Annotated in this window: 11 protein-coding genes; 1 reads left to right on the top strand and 10 read right to left on the bottom strand. The window is 70.8% G+C overall.

All coding sequences use genetic code 11. The annotated features are described in order from the left end of the window. Nucleotide 1: 1 nt before the first annotated feature. From ASE20_RS04490 to ASE20_RS04455, 7 genes are all read right to left on the bottom strand, one after another. Nucleotides 2-304, bottom strand: a complete 303-nt coding sequence (locus ASE20_RS04490) for a helix-turn-helix domain-containing protein (RefSeq protein WP_056893334.1) — start codon at nucleotides 302-304, stop codon at nucleotides 2-4. Nucleotides 305-361: 57 nt separating this feature from the next. Further along, complete coding sequence (locus tag ASE20_RS04485) at nucleotides 362-862, bottom strand: CinA family protein (RefSeq protein ID WP_056893333.1); 501 nt, start codon at nucleotides 860-862, stop codon at nucleotides 362-364. A 1,014-nt stretch (nucleotides 863-1,876) separates the two neighbouring features. After that, nucleotides 1,877-8,917, bottom strand: a 7,041-nt coding sequence (locus ASE20_RS04475; protein WP_200954857.1) for an ExeM/NucH family extracellular endonuclease, incomplete at its 3' end; no start/stop codon positions are given. A gap of 219 nt (nucleotides 8,918-9,136) precedes the next feature. Further along, complete coding sequence (pgsA, locus tag ASE20_RS04470; protein WP_056893330.1) at nucleotides 9,137-9,772, bottom strand: CDP-diacylglycerol--glycerol-3-phosphate 3-phosphatidyltransferase; 636 nt, start codon at nucleotides 9,770-9,772, stop codon at nucleotides 9,137-9,139. Then, nucleotides 9,769-11,217 carry a 30S ribosomal protein S12 methylthiotransferase RimO gene (rimO, locus tag ASE20_RS04465; protein WP_056893329.1) on the bottom strand — a complete coding sequence of 483 codons (1,449 nt, stop codon included), beginning with the start codon at nucleotides 11,215-11,217 and terminating at the stop codon, nucleotides 9,769-9,771. Before rimO ends, pgsA begins: the two co-directional genes overlap by 4 nt. Before the next feature lie 85 nt (nucleotides 11,218-11,302). Then, a complete protein-coding gene (locus tag ASE20_RS04460) occupies nucleotides 11,303-13,138 on the bottom strand; it encodes a helix-turn-helix domain-containing protein (protein WP_225869225.1) in 1,836 nt (611 codons plus the stop codon). Nucleotides 13,139-13,143: 5 nt separating this feature from the next. Next, nucleotides 13,144-15,780 (bottom strand): DNA translocase FtsK, encoded by a 2,637-nt coding sequence (locus tag ASE20_RS04455; RefSeq protein ID WP_082612149.1) that lies wholly within the window; start codon nucleotides 15,778-15,780, stop codon nucleotides 13,144-13,146. A gap of 220 nt (nucleotides 15,781-16,000) precedes the next feature. Between ASE20_RS04455 and ASE20_RS04450 the strand changes: the two genes are divergently transcribed. After that, nucleotides 16,001-19,174 carry a M4 family metallopeptidase gene (locus tag ASE20_RS04450; protein WP_162261042.1) on the top strand — a complete coding sequence of 1,058 codons (3,174 nt, stop codon included), beginning with the start codon at nucleotides 16,001-16,003 and terminating at the stop codon, nucleotides 19,172-19,174. 162 nt (nucleotides 19,175-19,336) lie between these two features. On the opposite strand, the gene ASE20_RS04445 is transcribed toward ASE20_RS04450, so the two are convergent. Genes ASE20_RS04445 through ASE20_RS04435 form a run of 3 tightly spaced genes read right to left on the bottom strand, consistent with a single transcriptional unit; the run spans nucleotide 19,337 to nucleotide 22,864 of the window. Continuing rightward, the gene (locus ASE20_RS04445) at nucleotides 19,337-21,022 is read right to left on the bottom strand and encodes a ribonuclease J (RefSeq protein ID WP_056893326.1); all 1,686 of its coding nucleotides are present in this window, start codon (nucleotides 21,020-21,022) and stop codon (nucleotides 19,337-19,339) included. After that, nucleotides 21,022-21,909: a 4-hydroxy-tetrahydrodipicolinate synthase gene (gene dapA / locus ASE20_RS04440; RefSeq protein ID WP_056893325.1), complete on the bottom strand. Its 888-nt coding sequence runs from the start codon at nucleotides 21,907-21,909 to the stop codon at nucleotides 21,022-21,024. Before dapA ends, ASE20_RS04445 begins: the two co-directional genes overlap by 1 nt. Before the next feature lie 16 nt (nucleotides 21,910-21,925). Further along, nucleotides 21,926-22,864: an LLM class F420-dependent oxidoreductase gene (locus ASE20_RS04435; RefSeq protein WP_056893324.1), complete on the bottom strand. Its 939-nt coding sequence runs from the start codon at nucleotides 22,862-22,864 to the stop codon at nucleotides 21,926-21,928. Nucleotides 22,865-22,873 lie beyond the last annotated feature (9 nt).

The raw sequence follows: 22,873 nt of genomic DNA, 5'->3' as shown, positions 1-22,873 counted from the left end.
GTCAGGCCGCGGAGGCCACGACCGCGCCCGTGCGGCGCGGGGTGATCGGCGTGGCGCCGACCAGCGCCGCCTCCTCGAGGGCCACCGCGTCGGCGACCTCGCGGAGCACGTCGGACAACGGCATCTCGAGCGCGTCGCACAGCGAGGAGAGCAGCTCGGAGGAGGCTTCCTTCTGGCCGCGCTCGATCTCGGAGATGTAGCCCAGGCTCACCCGGGCGGCACCGGAGACCTCGCGCAGGGTCAGACCGAGCTCGGTGCGGCGACTACGCAGAATGTCACCGAGCGAGCGGCGGAACAGCACCATCTCGATCTCCTCTCCTGGACGGTCCGGGCCCGGCGCACCGGGTCCTGTCCCCCAACGCTACCGGAGCCCCGAATCTTCCGCGGGCCGACCGTCCGAGCCGATCATGTCAGCCAGGGCCGACAGTGCGGCAGCGACGCTCGCGTGCTGGATGGTCGCGCGGTCGCCGTCGAGGGCGAGCTCGAAGGACTGCACTCCCCCGGGACCCGCCACGCCGACGAAGACGGTGCCGACCGGCTTGCCCTCCTGGCGGTCCGGCCCGGCGACACCCGTCGTGCTGACGGCGTACGTCGTGCCGAGCAGCCGCCGAACGCCCTCGGCCATCTCGCGGGCGCACTGGGCCGAGACGACGCCGTGCTCCGCGACGGTCGCGGGCCTGACGCCCAGGACCGACACCTTGACCTCGGTCATGTAGCTGACGACCCCACCGGCGTACACCGCCGACGAGCCGGGCACCCCGGTCACCCGGGCGGCGACCTGGCCTCCGGTGAGCGACTCGGCGGTGGCGACGGTCGCGCCGAGCTCCTTCAGGCGGGCGACGAGGTCGGCCGGTGATCCCATGACACCCATCGTGTCACGGGACCACCGGCCGCCGGGTCGTTCAGCGCCGGACGACGAAGACCGTGGTCGTGGTCGTCCGGCCCGCCAGGGCGCTCGTGCCGCCGTACCGGATGGTCAGGGTCTTACGACCCACCGTCGGGAACACCGGCAGGGTCACGGTCGCCCGGCCGTCGACCACGGTGGCCGTCCGGGCAGTGAGCCCGGTGGCGGACACCGCGACGGTGCCACCGACGGTCAGCCCGTCCGGGTTGGTCAGCGTGACGACGAGCTGCACGCGCGTCCGCTTCGCGATGACCTTCGCCGGGCCGACCCGCACCGCCATGGTGACCGGTCCCTTGACGACCGCGGCGGTCTGCGCCGAGGTCTTCACACCGTCCGTGTAGCCGGCCGCCTTCACCGTCACCCGCACGCTGATCCGCTTGCCGACGTGGGTGCCGTTGAGGCGCAGGGTCGTGCCCGTCGCACTCGCGATCGGCGCGCCGTCGGCCAGCCACTGGTAGGCCACGGAGGTCGGCGCCGGGCTCCACGTGCCCCGGTTCGCCGTCAGCACCCGGCCGGCGCGGGCCGTGCCCGAGACGGTCGGGACCGCGGTGTTGACGAAGGTCCCCGCGACGACCGCGGCCGTCGGGTCGGACGTCGCCACCGCATTGCTGTAGCCCGTGGCCGACGCGGTGACCCGCAACGTGATCACCCTGCCCAGCTCGGCCGCCGTCAGCGTGTACGACGACGTGGTCGCCCCGGCNCGGGGTGCCGTCGGCCAGCCACTGGTAGGCCACCGACGTGGGCGTCGGGGTCCAGCTGCCGGCCGTGCCGGTCAGCTGCTGGCCCACCTTCGCCGTACCGGTGACCGCCGGCTTGCCGTCGTTGACGAACGTGCCGTCGGCCACCGCAGCGGTCGGGTCGGACGTTGCCACGCCGTCGGAGTAGCCGGCGGCCGAGACGGTCACCCGCAGCGTGATCACCTTGCCGGCCTGGGCCGGGGTCGGCGTGAACGTCGACGTGGTCGCATCGGTNCGGGGTGCCGTCGGCCAGCCACTGGTAGGCCACCGACGTGGGCGTCGGGGTCCAGCTGCCGGCGGTGCCGGTCAGCTGCTGGCCCACCTTCGCCGTACCGGTGATGACCGGCAAGGTGTCGTTGACGAAGGCGCCCTCGGCGACGGTGATCGGTACGGGGACCTCGGTGCCGGTGTCCTCGCCGACCAGGGTCAGCGTGACCGGACCCGCCGCGACGTCGTTCGGCAGGACGACGTCGACCGACGCCTTGCCGTACGGGTCGTAGCGGTCCGCACCCACGGTGTGGTCGAGCGCCGCCGTGCCGAGCACGTCGTCACCGAGCTTGACGGTGACCACGTCGTCGCGGACGTCGTCGGGGTGCGTCATGTCCCACGAGCCGACGGCGAGCTTCACGTGACCGCCCGGCACGTACGAGGCGGGCGCGTCGGCGGGGAGCTCGACCTGGACCGCGTGCTGGCGGTAGTCGACCGGCAGCGGCGTGGTCGCGGTGAACGCGGCCAGGTAGTCGACCATCGCCTGCAGGTCGACCTTGCCGGTGTCGGCCTTGCCCGTCCCGTTCGCGAGCTCGCGGAAGTTGTCGCCACCGGAGCCGAGGAACGAGTTCACCGTGACCGAGTACGTCGCTGCCGGGTCGATCGGCTCGCCGTCGAGCCACATCCCGGTCACCTCGCCCTGGAAGGTCGCGGTGCCGTTCACGGTCACCGGCTTCTCCGTGTAGGTGTAGGTGAAGCCCTTCGAGGTGCCCAGCCGCAGGAACGGGCGGGTGGGCACGTTGCCGTTGAGGTCGCGCTGCCACTGCTGCTCGAGGACCGTCTCGATCTGGGCGCCGGTGAGGTCCATGTTGACCAGCGTGTTCGCGAACGGCTGGACCACGGCGGCACCCTTGTAGGTGACCTCGCGGACGCCGCCGTTGAGCGTGCCGGCCATGTCGGAGCGCAGGCCGCCCGGGTTCATGAACGCGATCTGCGCGCTCCCGGACTCCGGCTTCTCGGTCGCCCAACGCTGGACCTCGGCAACGAGGTTTCCGAGCGTCGACTCACCGCCGCGGTTCGGGTCGGTGCTGCCGGTGACCCGAGCCCGGTTGAACGGGCCGCCGATCTCACCGATCTTGACCGAGCCCTGCGCCTCGGCCGCCGTCTTGGCCGCGTTGACGATCGCGTCCACGGCCGGGTCGCTCGGCGAGCTGGCGGTGAGCGCGACGACCGACTGCGTCTTGGCGACCACGTCACCGGAGCTGCGGTCGACGGAGAACACCAGCTTGTTGATGTTCTGGCCGTACTGGCCGGCCGAGACGACCGGGCGCTCGGTGACCGTGCGGCCGTCCGTGACCCACTGCTGCACCGGGAAGGAGCAGTTGTAGGCCAGGTGGGTGTGGCCGGAGACGATCGCGTCCACGTCGGGCGAGACGTTCTGGGTGATGTTGCCCCAGACCGTCGCCGGGTCGGTGAACTGCGGCGAGGTGCAGCTCGGCGACGCGGATCCCTCGTGGACGAGCAGGACCACCAGGTCCGCGCCGTCGGCCTTCAGCTGCGCCGCCGCGGCGTTCGTGGAGTCCACGATGTCCGTGACGGTGACACCCTCGATGCCCGCCGGGCTGACGAGGGCCGGCAGCTCCTCGGTGACCGCACCGACGAAGCCGACCGTGATGTCGCCGAAGTCCTTGGTCCAGGTCTCCGCGAGGTCGTCGCGACCCTCCGGCTCCTCGACGTTGGCGGCGATGTACTCCCAGTTCGCACGGTCCTGGACCCGGCCCACGAGGTCCTCGTAGCCCTGGTCGAACTCGTGGTTGCCGGCCGCCGAGACCTCGAGGCCGGCCTCGTTGAGCGCGTCGATGGTCGGCTCGTCCTTCTGGATGAACGACTCGAACGTGGAGGCGCCGATCAGGTCGCCCGCGGCGACGAACACCGTGTTCGGGTTCTGCGTGCGCAGCTGCTTGACCGTCCCGGACAGCTTCGACGCCGGGCAGAGCACGGTCGCGCAGGTGGCACTCGCCGGGGACTCGTCGACCAGGAGGCGGCCGTGGAAGTCGTTCGTGCCGACGATCTGGATGTCCTCGACGTCGTCGACGGCGAGCACCAACGGGACCGACGTCTTCGTCGTCGGGCCGTAGACCGTCAGCTCGACCGTGCCGTTGGGCACGTCGGCCGGCAGCTGCACCGAGACGCTCGCCGTACCCGTGTTGTCGTAGGGCGTGTTGCCGACGGTCTTGGTGACCGGGAACGAGCCCAGCACGGTGTTCCCGAGCTTGACCTGCAGGTCGTCGTCGGTCACGTCGCCGGCCGCCGACATCGCCCACGAGGCGATGTCGAAGGTGACCGTGTCGCCCGGCTGGTAGGCGGCCGGCGCGTCGTTGGGCAGGGTCAGCTCCACAGCGCGCTGGCTGCTGTCGACGACCAGCGGGTGGTCGGCGTCGTACTGCTTCATGTAGTCGACGACGGCCGCCAGGTCGACCTTTCCGGTGTCGACCTTGCCCGTGCCGTTGGCGAGCTCACGGAAGTTGTCGCCGCCACCGCCGAGGAAGGAGTTGACGGTCACCGAGTAGACGTGGGCGAGGTCGACCTGCTGGCCGTCGAGCCACATCCCGGTGACGGTGCCCTTGAAGGTGTTGACCGGCGCCGAGTTGGGCGCCGACACCGTCACGGGCGTCTCGACGTAGGTGTAGGTGAAGCCCTTCGAGACGCCGAGGCGCAGGAACGGCCGGGACGGTACGCCGCCCTGCGGGGTCCGCTGCCACTGCTGCTCGAGCACGGTCTTGATCTGCGCACCCGTCAGCTTGAGGTTGACCAGCGTGTTCGCGAACGGCTGGACGTCGGCGGCGTTGCGGTAGGTCAGGATCTTGTCGCCCAGCGCCAGCCCGGAGCCGGGGTGGGCGTCGAGGTAGGCCTGGTCGACGATCGTGACCGGCATGTCGGCGCGCAGGCCGCCCGGGTTCATGAACGCGATGTCGGTGTCGATGCCGGCCTGGTCGGTCGCCCAGCGCTGGATCTCGGCGACCTGGTTGCCCAGCGTCGACTCACCGCCGCGGTTCTCCGTGGACACCCCACCCGGCAGGTAGCGCGCCCGCTTGAAGTCGCCGCTCATCCGGCCGAGCTGGGCAGAACCTGCCGCCTCGGCGAAGTCGACGGCGTCGTCGACGATCGCCTGGACGGTCGGGTCGGGGGCGTAGCCCACACCGGCGGTCGCGATGACGTCCTGGCTGATGGCCGCCAGCTCACCGCTGCCCTCGTCGAACTTGAAGACCAGCTTGTTGAGGTTGGTGCCGTACTGGCCCGCCGAGACGACGGGGCGCTTGGTGACGGCCCGGTTCGCCCAGTCGGCCACGGCGTACTTGCAGTTGTAGGCCAGGTGCGTGTGACCGGAGATGATCGCGTCGACGTCGCTGGAGGAGTTCTGGACGATGTTGCCCCAGGTCGTCGCGGCGTCGGTGCCCGCCGAGCAGCTGGCCGTCGGCGCACCCTCGTGGACCAGGAGGACCACGACCTCGGCACCGTCGGCCTTGAGGGCGGCCGCCGCGGCGTTGGTGGCGTCGACGATGTCGGTGACGGTGAGCTGGTCGATGCCGGCGGGGTTGACCAGGGCCGGGAGGTCCTCGGTCACGGCGCCGACGAAGCCGATCTTCTTGCCGTCGATCGTCTTGGTCCACGTCTCGGCCAGGCGGTCGGCCTCCGGGACCGACGCGTCGTAGTCGATGTTCGCCGCGATGTACTCCCAGTTCGCGCGGTCGCGGATGCGGCCCTCGAAGTCGGCGTACCCCTGGTCGAACTCGTGGTTGCCCGCGGCCGAGACCTCGAGGCCCATCGCGTTGAGCGCGTCGATGGTCGGCTCGTCCTTCTGGATGAACGACTCGAAGGTCGACGCCCCGACGAGGTCGCCCGCGGCCACGAACACCGTGTCGGGGTTCTCGGCGCGCAGCTCCTTGACGGCCGTGGCGAAGGGCGCGGCACCGGCGGCGTTGCCGGCGTCCGGCAGGAGGCGACCGTGGAAGTCGTTCGTGCCGATCACCTGGATCTCCTGGTAGGAGGTCGGGGTGAAGTCGGGCACTTTGATGCCGACGATCTCGGGGTTGTGGTCCGAGGTGGCCCACGGCTTGTTGGGCAGCCAGAAGTCGGTGACGTTGTAGTTGTAGCGGCTGTACTGGTACGACGCCGCCTCGTTGGCGTTGATCTCCCAGATGTCCGCACCGGTCACCATGTCCATGGCGGCCGCGTTGCCGAACACGTGGTCGAGCGAGCCGGACAGGCCGTCGTAGGAGTAGCTCTCGTCGGCGGCGTCGGTCGACTCGACGGGGTCGAAGCCGCCCGCCTCGATCGCATGGACCGGGTCCTCCATCGAGTAGGCGTTGAAGTCGCCGGCCAGGAAGACCGCGTCGACGCCGCGGTCGGTCTTGAAGTCGTCGGCGAACTGCAGCAGGCGGTTGGCCTGGCGGACGCGGTCACCGTTGAAGGCGCCGACCTCGCCGTCGGACTTGTTGTCCCCCACCGCGCACTTCGGGGAGCCCTGCTCCGCCTCCTGCGCGGTGCAGCTGTCGCCCTTGGACTTGAAGTGGTTGACGATCACGGCGAAGCCGTCGGCGTCCGGCGCACCCTTGGCCTTGAAGACCTGGGCGAGCGGCTCGCGTGCGTTGGCGAACTCGTCGGTGCCGAACAGGATGTCGGACTTGCCGACCGGCTCGACGCTGTCGACCTTGTAGATGAACGCCGGACGGATCGTGTCCTGCTCGCCGACGGCCGCGGCGGTCAACGCCTCGCCGGGGCTCTTGACGTAGGCCCAGACCGTGGATCCCGCGGCATTGTTGAGGATCGCGACCACGCGCGCGACGGCGTCGTCACGGTTGGTCTCACCGGGCAGCTTGATCGAGTTCTCGATCTCCTCGAGACCGACCACGTCCGCGCCGAGCGCGGTGATCGTGGAGGCCAGCTTGGCCTCCTGGCGGGCCAGGCTCGCGGCGGTGGCCGCGCCGCGCGGGCCGCGGCCGTCGTTGTCCTGCGACTCGTCCTTGGCGGTGTCCGGGTCGTCGAGCAGGCGCACACCGCAGGAGTTGTTGCCGATCCGCTGGGCCGTGCCCGGGCCGCGGTCGGTGTAGTAGGTGCAGAAGGTGTCCAGCGGCGGGTTCTGCAGCGGACCGGCCGCGGCGTACGCCTCGCCCGTGGTGTTGAAGTAGTTGAGGACGTTGAAGGTCGCGATCTTGAGGTCGCCCTCGGCGCCGAGGACGTCGCGCGGGACGACGTTGTCGGCCCGGGTGTCCTCGAAGGTCGCGATCGCGGCGCCGTCGGTGGTGACCGGCTGCTGCGGCTGGAGCTTCCAGATGTCGTTGCGGTAGTCCACGACGACCGGAGCGTGGAAGGTCACGCCCGCGCCGACCCGCGGCGGGACGGGGTTGGCCGCCGCGCCCTGGGTCAGCCACGGCACCGGCTGGGCCTTGGTGGTCTGGTTGCCGAGGTAGTTGACGCCGGTGCCGTCGTCGAGGGTCACGGCCCGCTCGGCGTTCTCGTCGCGGATCGCCTGGACCGCGGCGTCGTCGCCCGCGTCGGCGAACTCCGTGGGCTGCCGCAGCGGTCCGTCACCGGCGGCGAGACCGATCTCGGCGTACTGGTTGGTGGCGTAGGCGTTGGTGACCGTGAAGTCGCCGGTGGGAGCGATGAGCATGCTCTCCAGCACCTCGCGCGCGGCGTCGGTCGTCGGGAACCCGGTGGGCAGGGGGGTGACGGCCGGCAGCGCCGTGCCGAGCTCGGTGACGCCGGTGCCGGTCACGTTGACCTCGGTGAGGCCGAAGAACTCGCTCACCTTGCCGGTCACCCGCACGGAGTCGCCGACCGCGATGCCCGCGGGGAGGGTGTTGCTGCCGTAGTAGACGAAGACGCCGTCGGAGGCGCCCCCCGTCGTCGTGCCGGGGCCGGTGCCGCCGGTCTGGATGGTGAAGCCGTCGAAGCCGTTGTTGGCGAAGGACGGGTCCTTGTACATGCCGGTCACGACGCCGGTGGTGGTGACCACCTCGGTGCCCTGGCCCGTGCCGGTCTCCGGGGCGTACGGCGAGCGCTCGCCGGTGCCCTGGATGGTGGCGATGGGCAGCGTCTCGGGCGCGGGGCCGACCGTGATGGTGAAGGTGACCTCGTCGGTCTGCTCGGGGTCCGAGTCGTCGGTCACGGTCGCGGTCACCGGGTAGGTGCCCGCGGTCGTCGGCGAGCCGGACAGCGCACCGGCCGCGGACAGGGTGACGCCGGCCGGCAGGCCGGTCGCGGACCAGGCGTACGGCTCCTTGCCGCCCGTGGCGGTGAGGGTCGCGCTGACCTGGGCGTCGACGGTGGTGGTGATGTCGCCCTCGGGATCGGCAACCAGGTCGGCCGGCTCGGGGTCACCGCCCTCGGTGATCGTGGAGTTCTTCGGCGTCGGCACACCCGTCGCGAAGTCAGCGATGTTGTTGTTGGAGTCCGCGTGGGTGGCGGCGCGGCTGGTCGACGTGCCGTTGGCCGTCGCTGCTGCCTTGTCGGTGCCCTCGAAGGTGACCGTGCTGCTGCCCCAACCGACGAAGTCGACCACGCTGCCGGAGAACGTCCACGGGGCCGCGGCGTTCGTCACCGGGGCCAGTGCCGTCGTCGTGTTCGCCAGGAAGATCTGGCCACCGGTCCCGGACAGGTTCAGGTTCGTCCCCGGCACCGTCGCGTCCGGGGTCATCGGCAAGGGCGCGACCGGCGTGGCACCAGCCGCCGCCTGGACCAGGTAGTAGCCGTGCGCCGGTACGGAGGATCCCGCCGGGAAGGCAAAGACCCCGGTCGAGCCCGGTGCAGCCGTCGTCGCGGCGGCGGAGCGGTACTGGAGGCTCTTGCCCTCGAGCGGGATGGCCGCGCCCGTCGGGTTGAACAGCTCGATGAAGTCGTTGGTGTACACGGCGCCGGCATTGCCGCCGCCGCCGTAGACCTCGTTGATCACCAGGTCGGTGCCGGCGGGGTTCGCCTGGACCGGGCCGGCCGCGAGGACCGTGAAGCCCGAGAGGGCGAGAGCTGCACCGAGGGATCCGAACAGGAACTGCTTCGCAGAACGCATTGACTTCTTCCGGGTCGACAAAGCGGCAGGCGACAGTGCGTGCCCGAGATGCAGCGCTGCGCGGAATGGGGGAACAACGGAGGGGAAGAAACCCGACCCTAGGCGCATGTCCCGTCAGCGTGGCAAGGCCTTGGAGAAAATCAGATGACGAAAAGGGAACGTCGTACCGTCAATTGTTGCCGTTGCGGCCGGTCCGGCCGCACGATCTCAACCTGACGGTCAGGCGGAGGCAGCCTTGCGGATCGAGTGGCGCTGCTTCCAGACGTCGCGGAAGAACTCGTAGCCGGACCAGATCGTCAGCACGAACGCGACCAGCAGCAGCACGATCGCGACGACGTAGGTCACCTCGCCGGGGACGTCGAGCCAGCCGTCGACCTCGAGCAGGGGCAGGGTCAGGAAGCCCAGGGCGAGCGCCTGGGCGACGGTCTTCCACTTGCCGCTCTGGGCGGCGGCGATGACGACCGCCTTCAGCACCGAGAGCCGCAGCAGGGTCACGGCCCACTCGCGGACCAGGACGACGATCGTGATCGTCCACATCCACCAGGTGTCCATGATGATCGAGAGCCCGATGAAGGCCATGCCGGTGATCGCCTTGTCGGCGATCGGGTCGGCGATCTTGCCGAAGTCGGTGACCAGGTTGCGGGCGCGGGCGATGTCACCGTCGACCTTGTCGGTGACCATGGCGACGAAGAAGATCGCCCACGCGACGGTGCGCCACGTCACCGAGTCGCCGCCGTCGTGCAGCAGCGCCCAGCCGTAGAACGGCACCAGGACGATGCGCAGGGTGGTCAGCGCGTTGGGGACGTTCCAGTTGCTGGGCGTCCCCGTGACGGCCGTGTTCTCGCTGGTGCTCATCGCTGTCCTTCTGCCGGTTCGGCGATCAGGTCGACGCCGTCGGAGGCAACGACGACCGCACGGACGAAGTCACCCACCCGGGCGTCCGGTACGCCGAGCACGCGCGTCGTACCGTCGACCTCGGGGCCCTGCTCGGCCGCGCGTCCCTCGACGGTGCCGTCACCGGTGCCGTCGGGGTCGACCTCCTCGACCAGCACCTCGACGGTGCTGCCGATCCGGTCCTCGGCCCGCTGGCTGGTGAGCTCGGAGACCAGGTCGTTGAGGTGCTGGACGCGGGCGTTGATCTCGTCGTCGTCGAGCTTTCCGGGCAGCTTCTCGGCCTCGGTGCCGTCCTCGTCGGAGTAGCCGAACACGCCGGTCACGTCCATCCGGGCGGCCTCGAGGAAGTCGCACAGCGTCTGGAACTCCTCCTCGGTCTCGCCGGGGAAGCCGACGATCACGTTGGAGCGGACGCCTGCGTCGGGCGCGAGCGCGCGCACCTGGTCGAGCAGCCCGAGGAAGCTGTCCGGGTCGCCGAAGCGGCGCATCCGGCGCAGCACGGTGGCGCTGGCGTGCTGGAACGACAGGTCGAAGTACGGCGCCACGCCGGGCGTCGTCGCGATGGCACGCACCAGGCCCGGACGGGTCTCCGCGGGCTGCAGGTAGGAGACCCGCACCCGCTCGATGCCGTCGATCGCGGTCAGCTCGGGCAGCAGCGTCTCGAGCAGGCCGAGGTCACCGAGGTCCTTGCCGTAGGACGTGGAGTTCTCCGAGACGAGGAAGAGCTCGCGCACGCCCTGCTCGGCCAGCCAGGCCGCCTCCTGCAGCACGTCGGAGGGCCGGCGGCTGACGAACGAGCCGCGGAACATCGGGATCGCACAGAAGGTGCAGCGCCGGTCGCAGCCGCTGGCGAGCTTGAGCGGGGCCATCGGGCCGCCGTCGAGGCGCTTGCGGATCGCGGGCCGGCCGGGGATGGCGACGTCGCCCGCATGACCGGGCACGGAGACCTGCGACGCCGCGGCGGGTCGCTCCGTAGGAGTGATCGGCAGCAGCAGGCGCCGGTCGCGCGGCGTGTGCGCGTGCGGCTTCTCCCCCGCCAGGATCGAGCGCAGCCGCCCGGAGATGTCCTGGTAGTCGTCGAACCCGAGCACCGCGTCGGCCTCGGGCAACGACGCGGCCAGCTCCTCGCCGTACCGCTCCGCGAGGCAGCCGACCGCGACGACGGCCTGCGGACGGCCGGTCTCCTTGAGGTCGGAGGCCGCGAGCAGGGTGTCGATCGAGTCCTTCTTGGCGGCGTCGACGAAGCCGCAGGTGTTGACCACGACCGTGTCGGCGTCCTCCGGGTCGTCGACGAGCGTGAAGCCGTCGGCCGCCAGGCGCCCGGCGAGCTCCTCGGAGTCGACGTCGTTGCGGGCGCACCCGAGGGTGAGCAGGGCAACCGAGACGGGGGCGGGAGAACTGGTCATGTCCGGTCGAGGATACCGGTCAGCGCGTGCCGGACCCGAAAGCCGGCGCGCGGATGCAGTCCCGACCGGAACCTCGTGAACGTGCTCAGCGCGGGGCGATCACGGTCTTGCTGGCCTCGGCGCCGGTCTCGCCCAGCGCCTTCGCCTTGGCGCCACCGACGGCGTAGGTGACCGAACCGTCGGTGCTGTAGATCCGGATCGGGGGGACCACGCGCAGCTCGCTCGTCTGGCCGAAGGCCAGGTTGCCCTCGAAGACGATCCTGCCGCCGCCGTCACGGACGTTGAGGGTCGCTCCCCCACCGGCGGCGGTGAGCGTGAGCTTCACCGGGTCGCCCTTGACCTGCGCGGTGCCGGTGACGCCGCCGCTCTGGTTCAGGACGGGTGCGTCGGCCACGGGGGCCGGGCCGTCCATGACCAGCCGCGCGACGGACCACACGAGGACCGCGCCCATCACGGCCGCGATCATGACCGACCAGTTCCGGCCGCCACGGGTGCTGCGGATCGCGCCGCCGGTGCCGGTGGCCAGCTCGGACTGGAACACGCGGCGCGGGTCGACCGGCTCGTGCGCGTAGCGCTCGTCGTACGACGCCACGAGGGGGGCCGCGTCGATGCCGAGGATGCGCGCGAGGGTGCGCAGGTGGCCGCGGGCGTAGAAGTCGCCGCCGCAGGGGCCGAAGTCGTCGACCTCGATCGCCTCGACCACGTGCGGGCGGATCCGGGTCCGGTCGGACACCTGGTCGATGGTGAGCCGCAGCCGCTCACGGGCGGCGGCGATCTCCGGGCCGATGACCGGGTCGACGGCCGGACGCACCGCCAGGTCGTCGAGGACGACGGTCACGTTGTCCTCGACAGCGGCCGGCTCGGTCTCCACCACGGCCTGCGCGCGGATCGTGGCCGGGCGTTCGACGCGGGCCGAGAGGACCGTCGGGCGTCCGGGCGCGGGCGGCTCGTCGTCCTGGTCGTGGATGTCCGCGTCGACGACGGCGATCTCGTCGGTCGAGGCCTCGCCCAGCTCGTCGAGCACGATCTCGTCGGTCGACTCGGTGTCGGTGTGGGTGTCGGTGTGGGTGTCGGTGACCGCGGGGATCGTGCCGGTGTCACCGGACGACTCACGGATCCGGGCCAGCCGCGAGCGGAGCTCGTCGACGTCGGCCGCGGCCGGCGTCAGGTCCTCCGCGGGGACGACCAGGGTGTCCTCGACCCGGTCGATCCCGTCGACCTCGGTCTCGTCCGACTCGTCGGTCTCCGCCGACCGTCCTCCCGGTACGACGCCCGACAGGCCGGCCGCGACGCGGGCCGCGATGCCACGGCGCTCGGGGGCCGGTTCGGTGCCGTCCTCGTCGCCGTAGAGGTCGCTGAGGCTGGGCACGGAGGCACGCCGCGACGGCTCCTCGTCGACGCCGGAGACGACCTCGACGACGTCCGCCCGGTCGTCGGCCAGGTCGGCCAGCACGTCGCTCAGCGAGACGGCGGACGCGCCGACCAGCCGGGTGGCGAGGGTCAGCGGGACCACGAGCTGGCGGTCGTCGTACCCGTCGACGAGGAGGTGGCCGTCGCGGAACAGGCCGTGCCGCGGCAGGTGCTCGAGGCAGTCGATGTCCTGCCACGCGATGCCGCGCCAGATCGCGCCCTCGCGGACGCGCACACCGTGCTCGTCGGCGACCAGGAGCGGGGCCCGGCTGTCGGAGAGTGACGCCAGGTGGATGCCGGTGACGAGGGCGAGGATCCCGAAGGCCAGCCAGTCGAGGGCGGTGCCGCCGGTGAACGCCCGCGCCGCGAAGGCGACGGTCATCAGGCCGGCGAAGCCGCCGATCCCCACGGAGAGGGCGGCATTGCGTCGTACCTCCACCTGGTGGCCGGCGGCGGGAAGCGGCCGCTCGGCGGTCTCGGTCATGTCGGTCATGTCGGTCCGGTCGGTCATCTGGCTCACGCCTCCCCCTGGATGGTCATGATCACTGCATCGAGCTCGTCGGGCTTGACCAGGACGTCACGTGCCTTGGAGCCCTCGCTGGGTCCCACGACGCCCCGGCTCTCGAGGATGTCCATCAGGCGGCCGGCCTTGGCGAAGCCGACGCGCAGCTTGCGCTGCAGCATCGAGGTCGACCCGAACTGGGTGGAGACGACGAGCTCGATGGCCTGGACGACCAGGTCCATGTCGTCGCCGATGTCGTCGTCGAGCACCTTGCTCGACGCGGCGGGCGCGGTGACGTCCTCGCGGTACGTGGGCTCGAGCTGGCTCTTGCAGTGCTTGACGACCTGCTGGATCTCCGCCTCGCCGACCCACGACCCCTGGACTCGTATCGGCTTCGAAGCCCCCATGGGCAGGAAGAGGCCGTCACCCTGGCCGACGAGCTTCTCGGCACCCGGGGTGTCGAGGATGACGCGGCTGTCGGCGAGGCTGGAGGTCGCGAAGGCCAGGCGGGACGGGACGTTCGCCTTGATCAGGCCGGTCACGACGTCGACCGACGGGCGCTGCGTCGCCAGCACCAGGTGGATGCCGGCGGCGCGGGCGAGCTGGGTGATCCGGACGATGGAGCTCTCGACGTCGCGCGGGGCGACCATCATCAGGTCGGCGAGCTCGTCGACGATCACCAGCAGGTACGGGTACGGCGTCAGGACGCGCTCGCTGCCCGGCGGGACCTCGACCTTGCCGTCACGGACGGCCTTGTTGAAGTCGTTGATGTGGCGGAAGCCGAAGTTGGCCAGGTCGTCGTACCGCATGTCCATCTCGCGGCACACCCACTCGAGGGCCTCGGCGGCCTTCTTGGGGTTGGTGATGATGGGCGTGATCAGGTGCGGGACGCCCTCGTAGGCGTTCAGCTCGACCCGCTTCGGGTCGACCATGATCATCCGGACCTCGTCGGGCGTGGAGCGCATCAGCACCGAGGTGATCATCGAGTTGATGAAGCTCGACTTTCCGGAGCCGGTGGCGCCGGCGACCAGCAGGTGCGGCATCTTCGCGAGGTTCGCGACCACGAAGCCACCCTCGACGTCCTTGCCGAGGCCGGCGACGAGCGGGCTGTGGTCGTTGCGCGCGACGTTGGAGCGGAGCACGTCACCGAGGGAGACGATCTCCTTGTCGGTGTTGGGGATCTCCACACCGACCGCGGACTTGCCGGGGATCGGGCTGAGGATCCGGACGTCCTCGGAGCCCACGGCGTAGGAGATGTTGCGCTGGACGCCGAGGATCTTCTCGACCTTGACGCCGGTGCCGAGCTCGATCTCGTAGCGGGTGACCGTCGGGCCGCGCGTGTAGCCGGTGACCTGGGCGTCGACGTTGAACTCGTCGAGCACCGTCTGCAGCCGCTCGACCACGTCGTCGCTGGCCTTGGAGCGCGCCCGGTGCGGGTCGCCGGCCTTGAGGGCCGCGGCGTCGGGCAGCGTGTAGACGATGTCACCGGACAGCGCGAGCTGCTCGACCCGTTGCGGCAGGTCGGCGTGCGGGGGCGGCTCCAGCTCGCCGGTCTCGTCGGCGGGCGCGGTGGCGGCACGCGCCGCGGCACGGCGCTCGAGGGCGCTCATGCCGGCCTCGCTCAGGCCCGGCGCGGCAGGCTCGTCGTCCACGAGCGGGAGGTCGATGGGCTCCTCGAGCGCCATCGACTCCTCGAGGGCCGGGTCCGGCTCCTCCTTCTTGCGGCGGCGCTTCTTCGGCTCGGTGATCACCGGGGTGTCGTACGCCGGGTCGCCCATCCGCTCGAAGGTGTCGTCGAGGCGCAGCGGCTGGGTCTCGTCGCCGACGTAGTCGTGGTGGCGCCCGAGCAGCAGGTCGCCGATCTCGCGCATCCGGTCGGGCACGCGGTAGAGCGGCGTCGCGGTGATCACCAGGACGCCGAAGAAGGACAGCAGGGCCAGCAGGCCGACGACGACCGCGGGCGAGCGGAGCAGGTCGAGCAGCAGGGCCGAGACGACGTAGCCGACGGCGCCGCCGCCGTCACGCAGCGCGGAGGTGTCGCCCTGGACCGGCTCGGGGCTGCCGTTGGCGATGTGCACGATGCCGAGCAGCCCGAAGGCGAGCGCCGACCAGCCGATGACCTGGCGCCCGGCGGGACCGTTGCCGACGGGGTCGCGCATCACGCGGCCACCGGCCAGCAGCACCAGCAGCGGGACCAGCCAGCCCACGATGCCGACCGTGCCGGAGACCGCGGCGCGGGCGAAGTCCATGACACCGCCTGGGACCTCGAACCAGATCGCGGCGGCGATGATCAGCGCGACGCCGCACAGCAGCAGGCCGAAGCCGTCGCGGCGCTGCTCGGGCTCGATCTCGCGGGCGCCGTGGCCGATGCCACGGGTGACCGCGCCGATCGTGTGCGCGAAGGCGAGCCACACGGCGACCACGCCGCGGCCGAGCGCCGTGAAGGCGCGCAGGACCGGCCCCGGGCCGCTGCGGACGGCGCGCGGAGCCGGCCGCCGGGCCGCTGCGGACTTCTTGGCCGGTGGCCGCTTCTTGGGGTTCTTGGTGGTCGTACTACGGGATCGCGAGCTGGTCGTCTTCTTCGCGCCCGAGCGTGAGGAAGGGGTTGTCCTGCTGCGCGACGCCGCCGGGGAAGACGTACGGGTCGCCATGCTCACAACCTACCCACAAGTCCCATCCGTCACAGGGACAACACCACGGTGTGTCGGCAGGGGCCGGGATGATCTCTCGCCGGTCCCCCGGCGCGCCGAAGGACTTGCACGGAATTGCTGGACCCGCCGCACCTGCCGTCCTAAGGTGCGGTCCACGTGCCTGGAGCGGGTGGCCCTCGGACCCCGCCGACGACGCGTACACATCTCGAGGAGAACATTCGTGGGACTCAGATTGTCCGGGCTCGTGGGGAAGGGCATCGGCCTCTCCCTCGTGGGCGCAGCAGTGGCCGTGGTGCCGACCGCACCCGTGGTGGCCAAGCCCGATCCGACCGTGGTGCAGGAGATGCGCGCGGCAGCCGACGGTGACGTGACGGTGACGACCTCGCCGGCCACCGGCCGGGTCAGCTTCGTCGGGGCCACCGGCGACCTCTTCCCGTCCGAGCGCAGCGGCAGGACCGCCAGCGGCGCGACGGCCAAGGCCAACGGGTACGTCGAGAAGTACGCCCGCGCATTCGGCACCACCGCCGGGCAGCTGGGCCAGGGCAGGGCGACGAAGACCCCGGCCGGCTACACCGTCGACTTCACCCAGACCTACCAGGGCGTGCCGGTCTTCGCCTCCAAGCTGCGGGCCCACGTCGACGCGCAGGGCGACCTGACGTCGGTCTCCGGCTACGTCGCTCCGTCGATCACGCTCGACGTGACGCCGCGTCTCGACAAGGACGCCGCCGTCGCCAAGGCGATCAAGCTGGCCAGCCGGGCGCCTGCCGGTGCCGGCGAGGCCGCGACCGACAAGCCGCGGGCGAGCAGCCTGACCGCCACGAAGGCCGAGCTGGTCGTCTACCGGATGGGCGCCATCCAGGGCGTCGCCGGCCGCAACCTGCTCGCGTGGGTCGTCGAGGTCACCGACGGCAAGCTGGTCCGCGAGACCAGCGTGCTCGACGCGAAGACCGGCAAGCCGGTCAACCGCTACTCGATGATCGCCCACGACCTCGACCGCGAGCTGCACGAGGAGTCGATCGACACCGACCCGGTGTGGTCCGAGGGCGACGCCTTCCCGTCGACCCTCGACGCGGACCAGGCCAGCGAGGTGCAGGGCACCGGCGAGGCGTACTGGCTCTTCAAGAACACCTTCAACCGCGACTCCTACGACGGCGCGGGCGCCAAGATGGTCACGGTCAACAACGACCCGACCATCGACTGCCCCAACGCCAACTGGAACGGCAAGTCGACCAACTACTGCTCGGGCGTCTCGTCCGACGACACCGTCGCCCACGAGTGGGGCCACGCCTACACCGAGTACACCTCCGGCCTGCTCTACCAGTGGCAGCCGGGCGCGATGAACGAGGCGTACTCCGACATCTGGGGCGAGACGGTCGACATGCTCAACGACCGCTTCAACACCCCCGACGAGGAGACCAAGCGCACCGACGGCAAGTGCTCCGAGGGCACGCGCGGTGACATCTCCGTCGTCGTCTCCCCCGACGAGCAGGTCGGCACCTGCACCGCGGCCGCGGCCGCGTTCGGCCCGATCATCGACGACGTGACCGACGACCTGGTCGTGGGCACCGACGCGATCGAGGAGGACGAGGGCGAGGTCGTCGGCACCGACACCGACGGCTGCTCGCCGTTCGGCAACCCGGGCGAGATCGCCGGCAAGTTCGTCTACGTCGACCGTGGGCTGTGCGCCTTTGCCGACAAGATCGCGAACGCCGAGGACGCCGGTGCCACCGGCATCGTCTTCGGCAACAACCGCGCCGGCGTCTCGTCGGTCGCCGGCTTCTCCGAGCTCTACGGCGCCATGGTCAGCCAGGAGGACGGCACGAAGATCAAGGCTGCCGCCGGACCGCTGAGCATCAACCTCAAGGACGCCGAGGCGCCGGGCTCGCGCGACGCCAGCTACCGCTGGCTCTCGGGCGAGGACGACCCCGCCTTCGGCGGCGCGATCCGCGACATGTGGAACCCGAACTGCTACGGCGACCCGGCCAAGGTGTCCGACGAGGAGTACTTCTGCGACACCGACGACAGCGGCGGTGTCCACACCAACTCCGGTGTGGTCAACCACGGCTACGCGCTCCTGGTCGACGGCGGCACCTTCAACGGCATCACGGTGCCGGGCATCGGCCTCGACAAGGCCGCGAACATCTACTGGCACACGCAGACGTCGTACCTCACCTCGACGTCCGGCTTCGGCGAGCTGGCCGACGGTCTCGAGGCGTCCTGCGCCGCGCTGACCGGCAACACCGGCCTGAAGAAGCTCGCGCTCGGCAGCAGCGCCACGGGCGGCGGCCCGGCCGACGGCGGTGCGCTCGCGCCCATCTCGGCCTCCGACTGCGCCGCGGTGACGAAGATGATCGACGCCACCGAGCTCCGCGTGGAGCCGACGCAGTGCAACTTCCGCCTGATGTTCCGGCGCGGGACGGTCGGCTGCGGCAACGGCCTGGTCACGAAGAACCTCTACTCGCAGGGTTTCGAGTCAGGTCTCCCCGCCTCGTGGACCACCGACGTCGAGGCCGACAACGCGCACTTCGACCCGACCGTGACGACGGCGCTCCCGCTCGTCACCGAGGGCGGCGTGGCGCACAAGGGCGGCTCGTCGGTGCTCTACTTCAACGACAAGGGCGACGACGGCAACTACGGCAGCTGCAACGGCGACGCCGAGGACTACTCCTCACGCGTCGGCGTGGCCACGCCGCAGCTGACCGTGCCCGCCGGTGAGCTGCCCCGCCTCTCGTTCGACCACTACGTGGCCTCGGAGGTCGAGTTCGACGGTGGCAACGTGAAGTACAGCGTCAACGGCGGCGCCTACGAGCAGGTCCCCGACTCGGCGTGGCTCTACAACGCGCCGGGCGGTCACCTCGAGACCGCGGCGGGTGGCAACACCAACCCGATGGCCGGCGAGACCGCCTTCACCGGCACCGACGGCGGCCAGCCGACCGGTTCCTGGGGCAACTCGGTGATCGACCTCGCCGACCTGGCCGCCACCGGCGACAAGATCAGCTTCCGGTTCGACTTCGGCATGGACGGCTGCAACGGCATCGACGGCTGGTACATCGACAACGTCACGCTGAGCATCTGCGCCAAGCCCGTCGTCCCGCCGAAGCCGAGCCCGGCCACTGTCGCCAAGACCGGTACGTCGGTCAAGGGCATCGTGAAGATCCGGGTCAAGGTCGCCAGCGGTGCGACGCCGAGCGGACTCGTGCTCGTCCGGATCCGTGGCCGCGGCTACACCACGAAGCTGGTGCACGGCGTGCTCACGGTGCGGGCGAAGTCGCAGATGGCTCGTCTGTGGAGGAACGGCTTCCGCAAGGCGCCGGCGTACGTCTACTACGGCGGGGACAAGAAGGTCGCCCGCTTCGCCGGCCACGTGACGATCAAGCTCATCGGCCGGCAGTAAGCCGCACCCAGCACGAACGCCCCGTCCCTCCTCGGAGGGGCGGGGCGTTCGTACTTGGACGACAGAACTCACGCTGGGACGACGAAGTTTCCTCGTCCAAGCGTGAGTTTCGTCGTCCAAGTACGGGAGTTTCACCGGCCGGCCGGTGAAACTCCCACAGCCCTACGCCTCGACGACGACCGGGATGATCATCGGCCGGCGCTTGTGGGTGTTGCTCACCCAGCGACCGATGGTGCGACGCACGACCTGCTGCAGCTGGTAGGTGTCGGTGCTGCCCTCCTCGAGGGCGCGGTTGACCGCGTCGACGATGGGCAGCTTGATCGGCTCGAAGTCGGAGTCGGCCCACGCGTGGCCGCGGGCGTGGATCTCGGGGCCGGCGGAGAGCTTCCCGGAGACCGAGTCGACGACCAGGATCACCGAGATGAAGCCCTCCTCGCCGAGGATCCGGCGGTCCTTCAGCTCGGACTCGGTGACGTCGCCGACCGACTGGCCGTCGACGAAGACGTAGCCGCACTCGACCTTGCCGACCACCTTGGCGACGCCGTCGACCAGGTCGACCACGACGCCGTCCTCGGCGTACACGACGTTCTCGACGCCGGTCTGCTTCGCCAGGTCGCCGTTGGCCAGCATGTGCCGGATCTCGCCGTGGACGGGCAGCACGTTGCGCGGCTTGACGATGTTGTAGCAGTAGAGCAGCTCGCCGGCGCTGGCGTGGCCGGAGACGTGGACCAGCGCGTTGCCCTTGTGGACGACGCGGGCGCCGAGTCGGGACAGGCCGTTGATCACGCGGTAGACGGAGTTCTCGTTGCCGGGGATCAGGCTCGAGGCGAGGATGACGGTGTCGCCCTCCTCGAGGTGCACGAAGTTGTGGCTGCGGTGCGCGATCCGGGCCAGCGCGCTCATCGGCTCGCCCTGCGAGCCGGTCGAGATCAGGACCTGGCGCTCCGGCGCGAGGTCGGCCAGCTCCTTGGCCTCGACCATCACGCCCGGCGGGACGTGGAGGTAGCCGAGGTCGCGGGCGACGGCCATGTTGCGGACCATCGAGCGGCCGACGTAGGCGACCTTGCGGTTGTGCTTCACCGCGGTGTCCAGGATCTGCTGGACGCGGTGCACGTGCGAGGCGAAGCAGGCCACGATGATCCGCTGCGACGACTCGGAGAAGGCCTGCTCGAGCACCGGGGTGATCCGGCGCTCGGCCGTCGTGAAGCCCGGGACGTCGGCGTTCGTCGAGTCGGTGAGGAACAGGTCGACGCCCTCCTCCCCCAGCCGCGCGAAGGCCCGCAGGTCGGTGATCCGGCCGTCGAGCGGGAGCTGGTCCATCTTGAAGTCGCCGGTGTGCAGCACCAGGCCGGCCCCGGTGCGGATCGCCACGGCGAGCGCGTCCGGGATGGAGTGGTTGACCGCGACGAACTCCAGGTCGAAGGGACCGAACGAGATCCGGTCGCCCTCCTTGACCGTGTGGAACGGCGTCTGGCGCAGGCGGTGCTCACGGAGCTTGGAGTTGACCAGGGCGAGGGTCAGCTGGGAGCCCACCAGCGGGATGTCCTGCCGCTCGCGCAGGAGGTACGGCGTGGCACCGATGTGGTCCTCGTGGCCGTGGGTCAGGACCAGCGCCTCGACGGCGTCGAGGCGGTCCCGGATCGCCGCGAAGTCCGGCAGGATCAGGTCGACGCCCGGGTGGTGCTCGTCGGGGAAGAGCACGCCGCAGTCGACGATGAGCAGGCGGCCGTCGTACTCGAAGACGGTCATGTTGCGACCGACCTCGCCCAGGCCGCCCAGCGGGATGACCCGCAGGCCGCCCTTCGGCAGCTCCGGCGGGGCGGACAGCTCGGGGTGCGGGTGCGACATCAGAGGAGACCCGCCGCGGCGAGGCCTGCACGGAGATCGGCGACTTCCGTGTCGTCGAGCTGCAGCAGGGGCGAGCGGACGATCCGGTTCGGCAGTACGCCGAGCAGCTCGAGCGCCGCCTTCGCCGTCGTGGCGCCGTAGTTGGGCACGCCCATGATCGCCTCGAATGCAGGGACCAGCGAGGTGTGGATCCGCAGCGCCTCGGCGTGGTCGCCGGCGAGGAAGGCATCGATCATCGCGTGCAGCTGGACGCCCGCGACGTGGCCGACGACGGACACGACGCCGGTGGCGCCGTAGGCGAGGTAGCCGAGGGTGTTGACGTCGTCGCCGGAGTAGACGGTGTAGCCGAGGTCGACGAGCTGGGCGGTGCGCGCCAGGTCGCCGGTCGCCTCCTTGACCGTGGTCACGGTCTCCCAGTCGGTCATGGCCCGGTAGGTCTCGAGGGCGATCTTGGTGCCGGTGCGGCCCGGGACGTCGTAGAGCATGACCGGGACCGACGTGGCCTCGACGACCTGGCGGAAGTGCTGGAGCACGCCCGGCTGGCTCGGCTTGTTGTAGTACGGCGTCACGAGCAGCAGCCCGTCGGCGCCGACCTTCTCGGCCTGGCGGGCCAGCTCGACCGAGTGGCGGGTGTCGTTGGTGCCGACGCCCGCGACGATCTTTGCCCGGTCGCCCACGGCGTCCTTGACGGCGGCGAGGGTCTCGCCGTCCTCCGCGCCGGTGGTGGTCGGGGACTCACCAGTGGTGCCCGAGACGACGATGCCGTCGTTGCCGTTGTCGACGAGGTGCTTGGCGACCTTCTGCACCCCGTCCAGGTCAACGGAGCCGTCCTCGTGGAACGGCGTGACCATGGCGGTCAGCACGGTGCCGAAGGGTGCAGAAGTCATGACGACAAGCCTATCGTCACAGGTGCGGCATGACCTCAGCGGCGACGAGGCGCAGGTGGTCGAGGTCCCCCAGGTCGAGGGTCTGGAGGTAGATCCGCTGGCTGCCGAGCGCCTCGAAGCGCTTGATCTTCTCCACGACCTCCTCCGGCGTGCCGGCCAGCCCGTTGACCCGCAGCTCGTCCACCTCGCGCCCGATCGCGGCCGCCCGGCGGGCGATCTCGGCCTCGTCCTCGCCGACGCACAGCACCAGCGCGTTCGACCAGGTCAGCTCGTCGGGGTCGCGGCCGATCTCCTCGGCCGCCCGCCGGACCCGCCCGAACTGGAGCTCGGTGAACTCCTCGTCCACGAACGGCAGGTTGAACTCGTCGGCGTACCGGGCGGCGAGGGCGGGCGTCTTGCGGGCCCCCTTGCCACCGATCAGCACGGGTACGCCGCCACGATGCCCACTGCTCTGGACCGGCTTCGGCAGTGCCGGGCTGTCGGTGAGCTGGTAGTGCTCGCCCGTGAACTCGTAGCGCCCGCCGACCGGCGTGGCCCACAGGCCGGTGATCAGCTCGAGCTGCTCGGCGTACCGCTCGAAGCGCTCGGCGGTGTCGGGGAACTCGATGCCGTAGGCGGCGTGCTCCTGGGTGAACCACCCCGCGCCGATCCCGAGCTCCACCCGGCCGCCGCTCATCTGGTCGACCTGTGCGACCTGGATCGCCAGCACGCCGGGGTACCGGAAGGTCGCGCTGGTCATCATCGTGCCGAGCCGGATCGTCGTGGTGTCGCGCGCGAGACCTGCGAGCGTCGTCCACGCGTCGGTCGAGCCGGGCAGCCCGTCACCGCTCATGTGGAGGTAGTGGTCGCTGCGGAAGAAGGCGCCGAAGCCGAGGCGCTCGGCCTCGAGCGCGACGGACAGCAGGTCGTCGTAGGTCGCCCCCTGCTGGGGTTCGGTGAAGACGCGGAGCTCCATGGCTCCACC

It is taken from the genome of Nocardioides sp. Root240, from assembly GCF_001428825.1.
Taxonomy (GTDB): Bacteria; Actinomycetota; Actinomycetes; order Propionibacteriales; family Nocardioidaceae; genus Nocardioides.
This window is presented reverse-complemented; position numbering and strand designations above follow the sequence as displayed.

Excerpts from the sequence above, each read along its gene's own strand:
- ASE20_RS04490 (WP_056893334.1), bottom strand. The coding sequence starts at position 304 with ATGGTGCTGTTCCGCCGCTCGCTCGGTGACATTCTGCGTAGTCGCCGC.
- ASE20_RS04485 (WP_056893333.1), bottom strand. The coding sequence starts at position 862 with ATGGGATCACCGGCCGACCTCGTCGCCCGCCTGAAGGAGCTCGGCGCG.
- pgsA (WP_056893330.1), bottom strand. The coding sequence starts at position 9,772 with ATGAGCACCAGCGAGAACACGGCCGTCACGGGGACGCCCAGCAACTGG.
- rimO (WP_056893329.1), bottom strand. The coding sequence starts at position 11,217 with ATGACCAGTTCTCCCGCCCCCGTCTCGGTTGCCCTGCTCACCCTCGGG.
- ASE20_RS04460 (WP_225869225.1), bottom strand. The coding sequence starts at position 13,138 with ATGACCGACCGGACCGACATGACCGACATGACCGAGACCGCCGAGCGG.
- ASE20_RS04455 (WP_082612149.1), bottom strand. The coding sequence starts at position 15,780 with ATGGCGACCCGTACGTCTTCCCCGGCGGCGTCGCGCAGCAGGACAACC.
- ASE20_RS04445 (WP_056893326.1), bottom strand. The coding sequence starts at position 21,022 with ATGTCGCACCCGCACCCCGAGCTGTCCGCCCCGCCGGAGCTGCCGAAG.
- dapA (WP_056893325.1), bottom strand. The coding sequence starts at position 21,909 with ATGACTTCTGCACCCTTCGGCACCGTGCTGACCGCCATGGTCACGCCG.
- ASE20_RS04435 (WP_056893324.1), bottom strand. The coding sequence starts at position 22,864 with ATGGAGCTCCGCGTCTTCACCGAACCCCAGCAGGGGGCGACCTACGAC.